This is a genomic window from Pseudonocardia sp. ICBG601, from assembly GCF_020496245.1.
Genome location: NZ_JAHLJA010000040.1, coordinates 41,740 through 55,874, shown reverse-complemented (window position 1 = coordinate 55,874; position 14,135 = coordinate 41,740). Strand labels below are relative to the sequence as shown.

11 protein-coding genes and 4 pseudogenes are annotated in these 14,135 nt (G+C 73.4%); 12 read left to right on the top strand and 3 right to left on the bottom strand.

The genetic code is table 11. The features are described from left to right. Nucleotides 1-11 precede the first annotated feature (11 nt). Nucleotides 12-866, bottom strand: coding sequence for a 3-methyl-2-oxobutanoate hydroxymethyltransferase (gene panB, locus KPL57_RS15035; RefSeq protein WP_075307105.1), 855 nt, complete (start codon nt 864-866; stop codon nt 12-14). A gap of 177 nt (nt 867-1,043) precedes the next feature. Here panB and KPL57_RS15030 point away from each other — a divergent pair, with 177 nt between their 5' ends. The 3 genes from KPL57_RS15030 (at nt 1,044) to KPL57_RS15020 (ending at nt 4,594) form a co-directional block, all read left to right on the top strand. Then, on the top strand, nt 1,044-2,672 hold the full coding sequence (locus KPL57_RS15030) for an alpha/beta hydrolase (RefSeq protein WP_226352091.1): 1,629 nt from the start codon (nt 1,044-1,046) through the stop codon (nt 2,670-2,672). A gap of 93 nt (nt 2,673-2,765) precedes the next feature. Continuing rightward, complete coding sequence (locus KPL57_RS15025) at nt 2,766-4,109, top strand: glutamine synthetase family protein (RefSeq protein ID WP_075307103.1); 1,344 nt, start codon at nt 2,766-2,768, stop codon at nt 4,107-4,109. Beyond that, nucleotides 4,106-4,594, top strand: a complete 489-nt coding sequence (locus tag KPL57_RS15020; protein ID WP_020626665.1) for a cupin domain-containing protein — start codon at nt 4,106-4,108, stop codon at nt 4,592-4,594. Before KPL57_RS15025 ends, KPL57_RS15020 begins: the two co-directional genes overlap by 4 nt. Here KPL57_RS15020 and KPL57_RS15015 read toward each other — a convergent pair whose 3' ends face one another. Beyond that, nucleotides 4,595-5,809: an FAD-dependent monooxygenase gene (locus tag KPL57_RS15015; RefSeq protein WP_226352090.1), complete on the bottom strand. Its 1,215-nt coding sequence runs from the start codon at nt 5,807-5,809 to the stop codon at nt 4,595-4,597. Between the two features lie 67 nt (nt 5,810-5,876). Between KPL57_RS15015 and KPL57_RS15010 the strand changes: the two are divergent. Beyond that, nucleotides 5,877-8,910, top strand: a pseudogene (locus KPL57_RS15010) (bifunctional [glutamine synthetase] adenylyltransferase/[glutamine synthetase]-adenylyl-L-tyrosine phosphorylase). On the opposite strand, the gene KPL57_RS15005 reads toward KPL57_RS15010, so the two are convergent. After that, nucleotides 8,889-9,854, bottom strand: coding sequence for a MerR family transcriptional regulator (locus KPL57_RS15005; protein WP_226352089.1), 966 nt, complete (start codon nt 9,852-9,854; stop codon nt 8,889-8,891). The pseudogene KPL57_RS15010 and the gene KPL57_RS15005 sit on opposite strands and share 22 nt — an antisense overlap. Between KPL57_RS15005 and KPL57_RS15000 the strand changes: the two genes are divergently transcribed. The 8 genes and pseudogenes from KPL57_RS15000 to KPL57_RS14975 all read left to right on the top strand — a co-directional run bounded on the left by KPL57_RS15000 (nt 9,842) and on the right by KPL57_RS14975 (nt 13,462). After that, entirely contained in the window at nt 9,842-10,786 is a 945-nt protein-coding gene (locus KPL57_RS15000) for a TIGR03619 family F420-dependent LLM class oxidoreductase (RefSeq protein WP_308252878.1), read from the top strand. The two genes, KPL57_RS15005 and KPL57_RS15000, sit on opposite strands and share 13 nt — an antisense overlap. Nucleotides 10,787-10,812: 26 nt before the next feature. Next, nucleotides 10,813-10,932: pseudogene (locus KPL57_RS72170) on the top strand (M50 family peptidase); the annotation flags it as partial. Between the two features lie 49 nt (nt 10,933-10,981). Beyond that, nucleotides 10,982-11,263: pseudogene (locus KPL57_RS66525) on the top strand (M50 family metallopeptidase); the annotation flags it as partial. Nucleotides 11,264-11,339: 76 nt separating this feature from the next. Further along, nucleotides 11,340-11,528, top strand: a complete 189-nt coding sequence (locus KPL57_RS66520) for a hypothetical protein (RefSeq protein ID WP_308252881.1) — start codon at nt 11,340-11,342, stop codon at nt 11,526-11,528. A gap of 97 nt (nt 11,529-11,625) precedes the next feature. Further along, a pseudogene (locus KPL57_RS69735) lies at nt 11,626-11,691 on the top strand (nitroreductase family deazaflavin-dependent oxidoreductase); the annotation flags it as partial. 91 nt (nt 11,692-11,782) lie between these two features. Next, nucleotides 11,783-11,983, top strand: coding sequence for a hypothetical protein (locus tag KPL57_RS69730; RefSeq protein ID WP_226352105.1), 201 nt, complete (start codon nt 11,783-11,785; stop codon nt 11,981-11,983). Between the two features lie 16 nt (nt 11,984-11,999). Beyond that, nucleotides 12,000-12,434 carry a heme-binding protein gene (locus KPL57_RS14980; protein ID WP_020626168.1) on the top strand — a complete coding sequence of 145 codons (435 nt, stop codon included), beginning with the start codon at nt 12,000-12,002 and terminating at the stop codon, nt 12,432-12,434. A gap of 746 nt (nt 12,435-13,180) precedes the next feature. Then, the gene (locus KPL57_RS14975; RefSeq protein ID WP_020626169.1) at nt 13,181-13,462 is read left to right on the top strand and encodes a GlsB/YeaQ/YmgE family stress response membrane protein; all 282 of its coding nucleotides are present in this window, start codon (nt 13,181-13,183) and stop codon (nt 13,460-13,462) included. The last annotated feature ends 673 nt before the right edge of the window (nt 13,463-14,135 follow it).

Below are 14,135 nucleotides of genomic sequence, written 5' to 3'. Positions count from 1 at the left end.
CCCGGTCCGGCTCAGCGGTAGCTGTGCTCCTCGGCGGGGTACTCGCCGTGCGCCACGTCGGCGGCGAACGCGGCCGCGGCGTCGTGCAGCGCCGAGCCCAGCTCCGCGTACTTCTTGACGAAGCGCGGCACCTTCCCGCGGTTCATCCCGGCCATGTCCGACCAGACGAGCACCTGGGCGTCGCAGTCGGGTCCCGCGCCGATCCCGACGGTCGGGATGCGCAGCTCCCCGGTCACCCGCTTGGCGACGTCGGCGGGCACCATCTCCAGCACGACGGCGAACGCGCCCGCCTCCTGCACGGCCAGCGCGTCCTCGACGAGCCGGTCGGCGGCGTCGCCGCGGCCCTGGATGCGGAACCCGCCCAGCGCGTGCTCGCTCTGCGGGGTGAACCCGAGGTGGCCCATCACCGGCACACCGGACGCGGTGAGCGCCTCGACCTGCGGCGCGAACCGCGCACCGCCCTCGAGCTTGACCGCGTGCGCCCCGCCCTCCTTCATGAACCGGAACGCCGTCTCCTGCGCCTGCGCGGGGGAGATCTGGTAGCTCCCGAACGGCAGGTCGGCGACGACGAGCGCGCTGCGGGCGCCGCGCACCACGGCCCGGGTCAGCGGGATCAGGTCGTCGACCGTGACCGGGATGGTGTTGTCGTGGCCGAACACGTTGTTGCCCGCGGAGTCGCCGACGAGCAGCACCGGGATGCCGGCGTCGTCGAAGATCTCGGCGGAGTAGACGTCGTAGGCGGTCAGCATCGGCCAGCGCCGACCCTCCTGCTTCCACTGCAGCAGGTGGTGGACGCGGGTCCGCTTCGGCGGGGTCGCGGGCGCCCGGTACGGGGCCGCCACCTCTCCGCTCTCCTGTGTGCTCACCGGTGAGCTCCTTCCGTGCCTCGAGGCCCACGCTGGTCGTGGGTCCCCGGGTTCGCCGTCGATGGCGGACGCCAGGGTGGCAGCGCAGGGCCCGGACCGCCCCGTGGTGTGGGCACCCTCACCCGCGCCGTGACCCGCGACCGGTCACCGTCGGAGGTCGGTGGCATGCTCACGGTCATGCTCCCTCGGCTGTTGCGACCACGTGCCCACCGACCAGAGGCACCGGCCCCGGCCGGCCGGCGGATGCGCCCGGCCGCGCTCGCCGTGCTCGGCGCCGCGACCCTCGTCCTGGTCGGTGCGTGCGCCGACGCGGGCACCGGTGACCGGTCGCAGGCCGCGCAGAACCCGCCGGAGCTCGCGCAGTTCTACGACCAGCAGCTGCAGTGGGGGCCCTGCAACGACTACGCCCCCACCGCGGCCGACGCGCAGACCTACGCCGACCCGCAGTTCGACTGCACCCGGGTGACCGTCCCGCAGGACTACGCGCAGCCCGGCGACGGGAAGACCATGCAGATCGCGCTGCTGCGCAAGAAGGCGACCGGCGCGAAGATCGGCTCGCTGTTCGCCGACCCGGGCGGCCCCGGCGCCTCGGGCACCTCGTTCGTCGCGCGCCAGGCCGCCACCTGGGCCACCAACGGCCTGGGCGACCGGTTCGACCTGGTCGGGTTCGACCCGCGCGGCACCGGAGCCAGCCAGCCGCGGATCCAGTGCCTCACCGACGCCGAGAACGACGAGGAGCGCACGAAGGTCTTCGCCGACCCCTCGCCCGCCGGGATCGCCGCCGCCGAGGCCGACAGCCGTCAGTTCGCCGAGCGCTGCACCCAGCGCACCGGCGCCGACGTGCTGGCCAACGTGGGCACCCGCGACGTCGCGAAGGACATGGACGTCATGCGGGCCGCCGTCGGCGACCAGAAGATGACCTACGCCGGCTTCTCCTACGGCACCGAGCTCGGCACCGCCTACGCCGAGGCGTTCCCGCAGAACGTCCGCGCGCTGCTGCTCGACGGCGCGATCGACCCCACGCAGTCGACCATCGACTCCACGGTGAAGCAGAACGCCGGGTTCCAGCTCGCGTTCGACAACTTCGCCAAGGACTGCACCAGCCGCCCCGGCTGCCCGCTGGGCACCGACCCCGCGAAGGCGACCCAGGCGTTCCAGGCGATCATGCGCCCGTTGATCGACCGGCCCGCGCGGGTGGGCGACGGGCGCATCCTGAGCTTCTCCGACGCCCAGACCGGGGTCAGCCAGGCGCTGTACGTGTCCCAGCTGTGGCCGGCGCTGCAGCAGGGGATCTCGCAGGTCGCGAACGGCAACGGCGACCTGCTGATGCGCCTGGCCGACCTCTACTACGAGCGCGACGAGCAGGGCCGCTACTCCAACATGCTGCAGGCCTTCCAGGCGATCAGCTGTGTCAACCAGCCGGCGATCACGGAGCCGTCGGAGGCACTGGAGCTGGCGAAGCGGGCCGACGAGGCCGCACCGTTCCGCTCCACCGGCCGCGGCCCGGTCGGCGCCCGCGACGCGTGTGCGTTCTGGCCGGTCCCGCCCACCAGCGAGCCGCACACGCCGAAGGTCGACGGGCTCCCGCCGGTCGTCGTGGTGTCGGTCACCGGTGACCCGGCCACGCCGTACCAGGCCGGGGTCGACCTGGCGCAGCAGCTGAACGGCAGCCTGATCAAGGTCAACGGCAACCAGCACACCGCATCGCTGCAGGGTGACGCGTGCACCGACAAGCTCGCGATCGACTATCTGGTGAACCTCACGCTCCCGCCGCAGGGCGCGGAGTGCACGCTCGCGCCCAGCTGAGGGCCGTCGCCGGGGGTGTGCGGGCGACCACGACCGGGTCGGCCGCACACTCCCGAAACATCCGTGTAACACGGGCTTCCTAGGCTCCGCCGCATGGACCGCCAGCAGGAGTTCGTGCTCCGCACGCTCGAGGAACGCGACATCCGTTTCGTCCGTCTCTGGTTCACGGACGTGCTCGGCTACCTCAAGTCGGTGGCGGTGGCCCCGGCCGAGCTGGAGGGCGCCTTCGCCGAGGGCATCGGCTTCGACGGCTCGGCCATCGAGGGTTTCGCGCGCGTCTACGAGTCCGACATGGTCGCCAAGCCCGACCCGTCGACGTTCCAGGTCCTGCCCTGGGAGACCGCCTCGGGCGAGCACTACTCGGCGCGGATGTTCTGCGACATCGCCATGCCCGACGGGTCGCCGTCCTGGGCCGACCCGCGCCACGTGCTGACCCGCGCGCTGAACAAGGCCGGCGAGGCCGGGTTCACCTGCTACGTGCACCCGGAGATCGAGTTCTACCTGCTCCGCGACCTGCCCGGCGACGGCAGCCGGCCCGTCCCGGCGGACTCCGGCGGCTACTTCGACCAGGCCAGCCACGACGTCGCCCCGCACTTCCGGCGCAACACCATCGAGACGCTGGAGTCGATGGGCATCTCGGTGGAGTTCTCCCACCACGAGGGCGGCCCCGGCCAGCAGGAGATCGACCTGCGCTACGCCGACGCGCTGACCATGGCCGACAACCTCATGACGTTCCGCTACGTCGTGAAGGAGGTCGCGCTCACCCAGGGCGTGCGGGCCTCGTTCATGCCCAAGCCGTTCTCCGAGCACCCCGGCTCGGCGATGCACACCCACTTCTCGCTCTTCGAGGGCGACCACAACGCCTTCCACGACCCGGACGACCCCTACGAGCTGTCCGCGACCGGCAAGGCGTTCGTCGCCGGGGTGCTCAAGCACGCCCGGGAGATCACCGCCGTCACCAACCAGTGGGTCAACTCCTACAAGCGCCTCATCACCGGCGGCGAGGCCCCGACCGCGGTGTCCTGGGGCCACGCGAACCGCTCCGCGCTGGTCCGGGTCCCGATGTACTCGCCGGGCAAGTCGTCGTCGCGCCGGGTGGAGGTCCGCACCCTGGACTCCGCGTGCAACCCCTACCTCGCCTACGCGGTCATCCTGGGCGCCGGACTCACCGGCATCCAGAAGGGCTACGAGCTGCCCCCGCCCACCGAGGACGACGTGTGGGCCCTGACCGACACCGAGCGCCGGGCGCTGGGCTACGAGCTGCTCCCGCAGAACCTCACCGAGGCGCTCGACGTCATGGAGAAGAGCGAGCTCGTCGCCGAGTACCTCGGCGAGCACGTGTTCGACTTCTTCCTGCGCAACAAGCGGTCCGAGTGGGACGCCTACCGCCGGAACGTGACACCGCACGAGCTCGCCACGTACCTTCCGGTCCTGTGAGCGGCTTCGACGAAGAAGAGATCATCCTCGGCCCGCTGCCGAAGGGCATCACGCGGGCCGGCGAGGGCCAGTACAAGCGGGTGTGGAACGTGCTGGGCCACACCTACTGGGCGAAGGCGGTCAGCGAGACCAGCTTCGCCTTCGAGACCCTCGACCCGCCGGGCACCGGGGTGCCGCCGCACGTGCACACCACCCAGGACGAGCACATCCACGTCCTGGACGGCGTGTTCACGCTCTACCTGGACGGGCAGTGGGAGAAGGCCGGGCCGGGCGACACCGTCCTCATGCCCAGGGGTCTGCCGCACGCCTACTACAACAAGGAGCAGGGCGACGCGCGCGCCCTGTTCTGGGTGAGCCCGGCCGGCCGGCTGGCCCACCTGTTCGACCGGCTGCACGACCTGACCGACCCGGCCGAGGTCGTCCGGCAGTCGGCCCTGCACGACGTCGACTTCCTGCCCCCGGGCAGCGTCCCGGGCGCCGACTAGTCAGCGGGTGTTGCCCGACGCCCGGTGGTAGCCGGCGAAGATCTCCTCCAGCTCCCCGGGCGTGATCACCGCGTCGAGGTCGTCGAAGCCGTCGGGCGCGCGGCGCTCGACCTCGTCGATGACCCGCTCCGTCCCGCCCGCCCGGTTGCGGAGCACGACGTCGGCGGTCATCGGCAGCCGCTCGGCCTCGTAGGCGGCCAGCGCCGCCACCGGGTCGCCGCCCGCGGCCAGGTGCCGGGCGAGGGACTCGGCGTCGAGGATCGCCTGCCCGGCGCCGTTGGAGCCCATCGGGACCATCGGGTGCGCGGCGTCGCCGAGCAGCGTGACCCGGCCGTGCGACCAGCGCGGCAGCGGGTCGCGGTCGCACATCGGGAACTCGAAGATCTCCGGTGTCGCCGCGACCAGCGCGAGGTGGTCGACGTCGTCGAGGTGGAAGCGGCGGGCGTGGGCGAGGGTCTCGTCGCGGTCGGCGGGCCGTGACCAGTCCTGACGCTGGGGGGCGGGGTCGCCGTCGGCCCCGGTCGCGATGCACACCGCCCAGTTCGTGAGGACCGTCCCCGGGGCGCTTCCGGCGCCGACCGGGTAGACCACCAGCTTGGCCGCGTTCCCGCCCGCGACGACCATCGAGCGGCCCCCGCGGAACGCCGGCCAGTCGGTCGCACCGCGCCACATCGACACCCCGTTCCAGTGCGGCGGTCCCTCGTCGGGGAACAGGCCCGCGCGCACCGCGGAGTGGATGCCGTCCGCGCCGACCAGCACGTCGCCGGTCACGGTGGGCAGCGCGTCGTCGGTGAACCGGACCAGGACGCCGTCCGCGGACCGCTCGACGCCGTCGACCCGGTGCCGGGTACGGATCGCGTCGGGCCCCAGCCGTGCGCGCACGGCGTCGGCGAGCATCCGGTGCACCCGGCCGCGGTGCCCGGCGACCTGCGGGAACGCGAACCCGGCCGCCACCCCGCAGGGCCTGCGCAGGATCGGCCGGCCGAGCCGGTGGGCGTAGGTGAGGTCGGTGGTCGCGACCCCGACCTCGGCCAGCTCCGCGGACAGGCCGAGCCCGTCGAGGACCCGCACGGCGTGCGGCAGCAGGTTGAACCCGACACCGAGCTCGCCCGCGCCGGAGCCCTGCTCGAGGACCGTGGACCCGATCCCGGCCCGCTCCAGCGCGAGGGCCGTGGTCAGTCCTCCGATACCCCCACCGACGATCAGGACGTGCATTCCCCGAGCCTGACCGCTGAGCGCCCCTGAGGGAAGGGCCGCCCGCGATGGGGCAGGATCACCGGTCATGGACCGTCGCACGGGGACCTCGCTGGCCCGGCTCGGCCTCACCGGTGAGGACGCGGCCACGACCCTGCGTGGTCTGGGCTGGTGGGCGACCGACGGACCGGTGCCCGGCTGCGAGGAGATCATGTGGGCGCTGGCCCGCAGCCCCGACCAGTCCCTCGCGCTGCGCGCGGTCGAGCGACTGGCGCAGACCGCCCCGTGGCCCGCGATCGACCGGGCGCTGCGCACCGACCGGGGGCTGCGCGGGCGGCTGTTCGCGACGCTGGGATCGTCGACGGCGCTGGGCGACCACCTCGTCCGCCACCCGGACCGCTGGCCGCTGCTGGCCGACACCGCCGAGCGCGGGGACCCACCGCCGGACCTGGCCCGGCGCACCGCGAACCTGCTGCGCGCGGTCGGCGCCGACCCGGATGCGCCGACGCCGGGGACGGTCGGGGGAGCGCGGGCGTCGCTGACCGGGGCCGAGGCCGTCGCCGCGCTGCGTACGGCCTACCGCGACGAGCTGCTCGGCCTCGCCTCGGCCGACCTGGCCGCCGTCGGGGACCCGGAGCTGCCGGTGATGGAGGTCGACGACGTCGCGGCCCAGCTCGCCGACCTCGCCGAGGCCGCGCTGGCGGCGTCGCTGGCGGTGGCCGCGGCCGAGCAGGACCCGCCGGACGAGCTGCGTCTCGCGATCATCGGCATGGGCAAGTGCGGCGGCCGGGAGCTGAACTACGTCTCCGACGTCGACGTCGTGTTCGTCGCCGAGCCCGGCGGGACCTCACCCCGGCCGCGACGAAGCTCGCGTCGCGGGTCATGCGCGTCGCGGGGGAGGCCTGCTTCGAGGTCGACGCGAACCTGCGCCCCGAGGGCCGTCAGGGTGCGCTGGTGCGGACCCTGGACGGGCACGTGTCCTACTACCGGCGGTGGGCCAAGACCTGGGAGTTCCAGGCGCTGCTCAAGGCCCGTCCGATCGCCGGGGACCCCGAGCTGGGCCGCTCCTACGTCGAGGCCCTCGACCCGATGGTGTGGCAGGCGTGCACCCGCGACGACTTCGTCGCCGAGGTACAGGCCATGCGTGCCCGGGTCATCGAGAACATCCCCTCCGATCAGCGCGAACGCGAGCTGAAGCTCGGCCGCGGCGGGCTGCGCGACGTCGAGTTCGCCGTCCAGCTGCTGCAGCTGGTGCACGGCCGGACCGACGACACCCTGCACTCGGGCAACACCCTGGTCGCGCTGGCCGCCCTGTCCGAGCGCGGCTACGTCGGCCGCGACGACGGAGCCAACCTCGCCGCGTCCTACCGGTTCCTGCGCCTGCTGGAGCACCGGCTGCAGCTGCAGAAGCTGCGTCGCACCCACCTGCTCCCGGCCGTCGACGACACCGACGGCCTGCGCTGGCTCGCCAGGGCCGCGCGGATCCGCCCGGACGGGCGCCGCGACGTCGTCGGGGTGCTGGTCGACGAGTGGCAGCGCAACGCCCGCCGGGTGACCCGGCTGCACGAGAAGCTGTTCTACCGGCCGCTGCTGTCGGCGGTGTCCCGGCTGGCCGCCGACGGCGCCGACGCCGTGCTGACCCCGGAGGCGGCGAAGGCACGGATGAAGGCGCTGGGCTGGGCGTCGCCGGAGGGGGCGCTGGGGCACCTGCGGGCGCTCACCGGCGGGGTGTCGCGGGCCGCGTCGATCCAGCGCGCCCTGCTGCCGGTGCTGCTGGACTCGCTCTCGACCAGCCCCGACCCCGACCGCGGCCTGCTCGCCTACCGGCGGGTGTCCGAGGCGCTCGCCGACACCCCCTGGTACTTGCGGCTGCTGCGCGACGAGGGCGCGGTCGCGCAGCGCCTGATGACCCTGCTCGGCACCTCGGCGCTGGTCCCGGACCTGCTGGCCCGGGCTCCGGAGGTGCTGCGGATGCTCGCCATCTCCTCGGGGGTGCAGAGCCCGGAGCTGACCCGGGACCCGGCCGAGGTGTCGATGGCGCTGCGCACCACCGTGGCCCGGCAGGCCACACCGGAGATCGCGGTGGCGTCGGCGCGGTCCTACCGCCGGCACGAGATGCTGCGGGTCGCCTGCGCCGACCTGCTCGGCCTGCTGCCGGTCGACGCCGTCTGCACGGCGCTGAACTCGGTGAACGAGGCGGTGCTGGCCGCGACCTGGACGCGGTGCTCCGCGCCGAGACCGAGCGCCCGGCCGCCCTGGCGGTGATCGGGATGGGCCGTCTCGGCGGTGGGGAGTCGAGCTACGGCAGCGATGCCGACGTCATGTTCGTCTGCGCGCCGGCCGAGGGGGTCGACGACCACACCGCGGTGCGGTGGGCGACCCGCGTCGTCGAACGGGTGCGACGGCTGCTGGGCTCGCCGAGCCCGGACCCCGCGCTGCCGGTCGACGCGGACCTGCGCCCGGAGGGTCGCTCCGGGCCGATGGTGCGCACCCTGGCCTCCTACCGCGAGTACTACGCCCGCTGGGGCGAGGTGTGGGAGGCCCAGGCGCTGCTGCGGGCCCGGCCGATCGCGGGGGACCGGACGCTGGGCCGCGAGTTCACCGCGCTGGTCGACCCGATCCGTTACCCGGCGGACGGGCTGTCGGCGGCGTCGGTGTCGGAGATCCGGCGGATCAAGGCCCGGGTCGACGCCGAGCGGTTGCCCCGTGGCGCGGACCGCTCCACCCACACGAAGCTGGGCCTGGGCGGGCTCGCCGACGTCGAGTGGACGGTGCAGCTGCTGCAGCTCCAGCACGCGGGCGACATCCCCGAGCTGCGCACCCCCTCGACGCTGGAGGGGCTGCACGAGGCCGCGGAGGCCGGTCTGATCGGCGCCGAGGACGCCGCCGAGCTGGAGGAGGGCTGGCGCACCGCCACCGCGGCCCGCAACGCGATCATGCTGGTGAAGGGCAAGCCCGGCGACCAGCTCCCGCGTTCGGGGCGTGAGCTGGCCGCCGTCGCCGTCGCGCTCGGGTACCCGGCGGGCGGCGACCCGGGGGAGTTCCTCGACGACTACAAGCGCGTCACGCGGCGGGCCCGCGCCGTCGTCGAGCGGGTGTTCTACGGCTGGTCCGAGGACTGACCGACCGGTGCGGCGCGCAGGGCGGCGGCGAACCACTCGAACGCCGGGATCGTCGGCTCCCGGGCCGGCCACCCGTTGAGGACACCGAGCAGCGTCCAGTAGCGCTCGACGCGGCGGTCGGCGAAAAGGTCGACCGTGTCCGCCCGGGCGGCCCGATCGGCCACCGAGAGCCCGGCGACGCCGGGGATCCGCTCCAGCGCCACGGCCGCCGCGGGGGAGGCCGGGTCGACCCCCGCGGCGAGTGCGCCGCCGGCGTGTTCGGCCACCGCGGCCGGGTCGGCCTGCCGCTCGCGGTGCTCGGAGACGGTGGCGCCGGCGACGGCCATCTCCCGGCAGCGGGCCCGGAAGCCCGGGTCGCCGACGAGCTCGGCCAGCTCCACCCAGGCCCCGACCTGCTCGGGGGTCGGGTCGTCGGGCAGCTCCGCCGGCATCGACCGCATCGCGGTGGCGATGCCCGCGCCGGGCGCGTCGGCGTCGACGCCGGCGAAGGCCTCGTTCACGAAGTCGTCGATCAGGTGCTGCCGCTGGGCCGCGGACAGCCGGGCGAGGTCGTTCATCAGGGTCACGCTCCGTTCGTCGGGTGGGGTGTCGCCGTCTCCGGTGCGGGCCAGCAACGTGCACACCGCGCGTTGCGCCCGCAGCTCCCGGATCCGGTCGTCCAGGGCCCGGACGTGTGCCGCCGCGATCTCGCCGACCCCCCGTCGGCGGGACAGCACGGCGCGCACGTCGTCCAGGCCCAGCCCGAGCTCGCGCAGGGTGCGCACGAGATCGAGCCGTGCGACCGCGGCCGGTCCGTAGACCCGGTGGCCCGCGCCGTTGCGGTCGGCGGGGACGAGCCCCTCGTCGGACCAGAAGCGGAGCGTGCGCACGGGAACCTCGCTGCGCCGGGCGAGCTGCCCGATCGTCAGCGTGACAAGGTGGTCATCGGTACGTGGTGCGGTCACGGGGTACAGCCTCGGGGGTTCCAGCGACTGGAGGTCAAGTGCGAATCGGATTCGGGATCCCGCAGTTCGGTGCGGCCGCTGCCCACGTGGACGGGACCATGCGGTTCGCCGCGGGCGCCGAGGAGCGCGGCGCGGCGAGCCTGTGGGCCGGCGACCGGCTGCTGGTGGCCGTCGACCCGACGGTCGGCTACGGCGGCGGGCCCGGCGGCCCGGGCAGCGTGCCCGAGCAGTTCACCGCCGCGCACGACCCGCTGGCGCTGCTGACCGCTGCGGCCGCGGTCACCGAGCGGGTGCAGCTCGGTACCAGCACGCTCAACGCACCCTGGTACCCGGCGGCGCTGCTGGCCCGGCAGGCGGCGACGATCGACAACCTGTCCGGCGGCCGGCTGCTGCTGGGGCTCGGCACAGGCTGGTCGCCCGAGGAGTACGACGCCGTGGGTGTCCCGATGCGCGAGCGCGGCGCCCGGCTCGACGAGACCCTCGACCTGTTCGACGCCTGGTGGCACGACGACCCGGTGGAGTTCACCGGCCGCTTCGCGAGCGTCGCACCGTCGCACGTGCACGCCAGGCCGCAGCACGTGCCGGTCTACCTCGCCGGGTTCAGCCCCCGGGCGCGGCGGCGGATCGCCGAACGGGCCGACGGGTTCCTGCCGGTCGTCACCTCCGACGTCACCGACCTCGACGCCGCGGTCTCGGCGCCCTGGGCGGACCTGCGCGCCGCGGCGGCCGAGGCGGGCCGCCCCGCCGACGCGGTCGGCGCGGTGCTGCGGGTGAACCCGAAGCCGGGGGAGACCGCCGCCGACGCGGCCGCGCTGGTGCGCCGGGTCGGCACCGACACCGACGTCGACCACGCCTTCGTCGACCTCATGTACCTGGCCGAGGACACCGACTCGGCGCTGGCGGCGGTCGAGGAGATCCTCGGCGCGGTCTGACCGGACCCCGCTGGTTCACTGGGGCCGTGGCAGACCTGGACGTGATCACCCGCGGGTACGAGCTCGTCGCGGCCCGGCCGGCGTCGCTGCTGGCCGCGCTGCTGGCACTGGTGGTCGTCGCGTGGCGGCCGACCTGGCGGCTGACGCGGACCGCGGTCACGATCGCCCACGAGGGCGGGCACGCACTCGTCGCCGGTGCTGGTCGGGCGGGGTCTGGCCGGGATCCGGCTGCACGCCGACTCCTCCGGGGTCACGCACTCCACCGGCGCCGGGCGTGGGCCCGGCGTGGTCGCGATGTTCTTCGCCGGGTACGTCTTCCCTCCGCTGCTCGGCCTCGGCGGCGCGGTCCTGGTCGCCGCCGACGCCGCGCAGGCGATGCTGTGGATCGCCGTGGTGCTGCTCGCGGCGACGCTGCTGCAGATCCGCAACCTCTACGGCGGGCTGGCCGTCGTCGCCACCGGGGCGGTGCTCGTGCTCGTCGCGCTGCGCGCCCCGGCCGACCTGCGCACCGGGTTCGCCGCCGCGCTGACCTGGGTTCCTGCTGTTCGGTGGGGTGAAGGCCTGCCTGGAGCTGCGCCGGGGTCGTCGCGGGGGCAGGCTGCGGCACTCCGACGCAGACCGCCTCGCCGAGCTCACCCCGCTCGGCGGCGGGGCGTGGGCGGCACTGTTCGTCCTCCTCGCGGTCGCCGCCACGCTCGCCGCGTGCTGGGTCGTGTTCGCCCCCGGCGGGGCGCCGGCCTGACAGCATGGGGTCATGGCAGAGGACTTCAACACCAGGGTGATCCGCGAGTTCCGCGAGAACGACGGCCGGGGTCGGGGAGCCGTTCACCGGGCTCCCGATGATCCTGCTCCACCACATCGGCGCGAAGAGCGGCACCGAGCGCATCGCGCCGCTGCGCTGGTTCGCCGACGGCGACCGCTGGGTCGTCGTCGCCTCCGCGGCGGGCGCTCCCGAAGCACCCCGCCTGGTTCCACAACCCTGCTCGCCACCCCGACGTGATCGCCGAGATCTCCGACGGTCACGGTGTGGTCGAGACCGTCCAGGTGCACGCGGCCGAGCTCGACGACGCCGACCGCGACCGCGTCTGGACGTGGATCAAGGAGAACAACGGCGGCCTTCGCCGACTACGAGCGCCGGACCGACCGCAGGATCCCGCTGGTCGGCCTCACCCGGCGCTGACCGTCGCCCGGGGGTGATGGCAGGGTTCCCGGCATGACCATCTCCCTCGAGCAGGCCCAGACCATCACCGCCGCTGCCCTGGCCCACGGCACCGAGCAGGGCTTCAACCCGCTCACGGTCGCCGTGCTCGACCCGGGCGGCGCGATCGTCGCGCTGGCCCGCCAGGACGGTTCGGGCTTCCTGCGTCCCGACCTCGCCGTCGGCAAGGCCAGCGGGGTGCTCGCCCTCGGCATGACCAACCGCGCGATCGCCGCGCGCGCCGCGGACTCCCCGGAGTTCTTCACCTCGGTGGCGAACCTCGCCGGCGGCAAGATTCTCTCCGTGCCCGGCGGGGTCTTCGTCAAGGACGCCGATGGCACGCTGCTGGGTGCCGTCGGCGTGACCGGTGACGCCTCGCTGAACGACGAGGCGGCCGCCGTCGCGGGGATCGAGGCCGCCGGCCTGGTCGCGGTCACCGGCGCCGAGTAGTCCCCGCGGGCTGTTCCCACGAGTCCCTCAATGTGCCGCGCCCCCGGGCGACGAGGTCAACCCGGGGACGCGGAGGGGACACGATCCTGCCGCCGAGGAAGGATCGTGCACGTGCGTGGTCGCCCCGGAGGGCACGGAGCGAGGCTGCGGTGTGCGCGTGGCCGTGCCGTTCCTTGGACACCCGGTCGATGTCATCGAACGAGTGGGTGGGCCGGTGTGGCCCGCACTCCGTGTGACCTGGAACACGGTAGGTCTGAGTCAAGCATCCGAGTTCCGCTCCTGTCAACGAGTCCGCGGACGCGGTCGGTGAGAGGAGCGCTGCACCGATTCCGCGTTTGGGATGCTCCGAGCGGCCCTGACCACGAGCGGGTGTCGCCGGCCCGGTCGTGCCGGTCGCGTGACGCGTGCACATCGGGGAGGACCCCGACCGTGGGAACTCCGGCACCTGATGGTGGGGCAGGGGTGTTCCGCGATGTTCCCGTGACCGTCGGTGGTTAGCGTCGTCGACGTCCTACACGACATCGGGAACTGCGTGGTGGCGACGGGTGTACACCGGCGGCACCGGGCGTCTCCACGGTGCCGTTCGGAGCAGTCGGAGCTGACTGAGGTCCTCTCGTCCTCTGATCGCGTCCGAACGGTGACCATTGGGGACGTTTCGCCGCGAGCTCTACGGGTCACTCGGTGTCAGCTTGGTCCGGTACGCCAGACCGCTGCTCGTTCCACACGCCGCACAGAGGAGACACACCATGCTCTGGACCATTCTCATCGCCATCGTCGTCGGTCTGATCGCCGGTTTCCTGGCTCGCGCCATCGTCCCCGGCAACGACAAGATGGGCATCCTCCCCACGATCGTCCTCGGTATCGTCGGCTCGCTCGTCGGTGGGCTGCTCTGGTCGCTCATCTCCAGCGGTGGCGCTGGCCAGTTCATGAGCTTCTCGATCGGGGGCATCTTCGGCTCGGTGATCGGTGCGATCATCGTTCTGGTCATCTACAACGCCATCACGGGTCGCAAGAAGGTCGGTCGCTGATCTAGCTCTGCACCACGCCTCCAGCGCCGCCCGATCTCCGGATCGGGCGGCGCTGAGCTGTATCCGCTTGATCACTCGGGGCGTGCGATCGGTGCCACGACAGCCGAAGCTGCTACCGGCCGCACTGGCGGTGTCGTCGACCAGCCATGACGGCAAGGCCGTTGGTGATTGCCGCCGGGCCCGTGTCGATGTGCGTTTTGCACCTGGCAGCCAGTGCTTCATGCAGAATCCAGGCGAGCAGGCGTCCTACAAGATGCCTCGTGTCGCTGACGCGGATGAGACCAGCACATCTTTCGGTGGACCTATTGTGTGCTGAGAGGGTCCCTGCACGTGTTCCCGGAGTTCCTGTTCGGGATCGAGCGGCCGGGTCGGCTTCAGGCCACCGTTGGGGTGAACCCAGCTCCTTCTGCAGTTCCTGGTGACCTCAGAGTGATGCTCGGTAGTCGAATCTGCCGCGGTGCGTTCAGTGTCCGCCCGGAGCTTGTTGTACAGGCGTCCTCCGATGCGTGGCCGACTCGTCCGCCGCCACTGCGCACCAGGCGGCCGGAGGGGCGCTTGGTGTCATCGTGAGGCCGAGCAGCGCGCTGGTTCCCATGGGCAGGCGCCGGCCAGTGCGACATCTCAGCACCTGCGTGTCGGAGGCTGACTCGTCCCGCCTCTTCGTGGGCCCGGC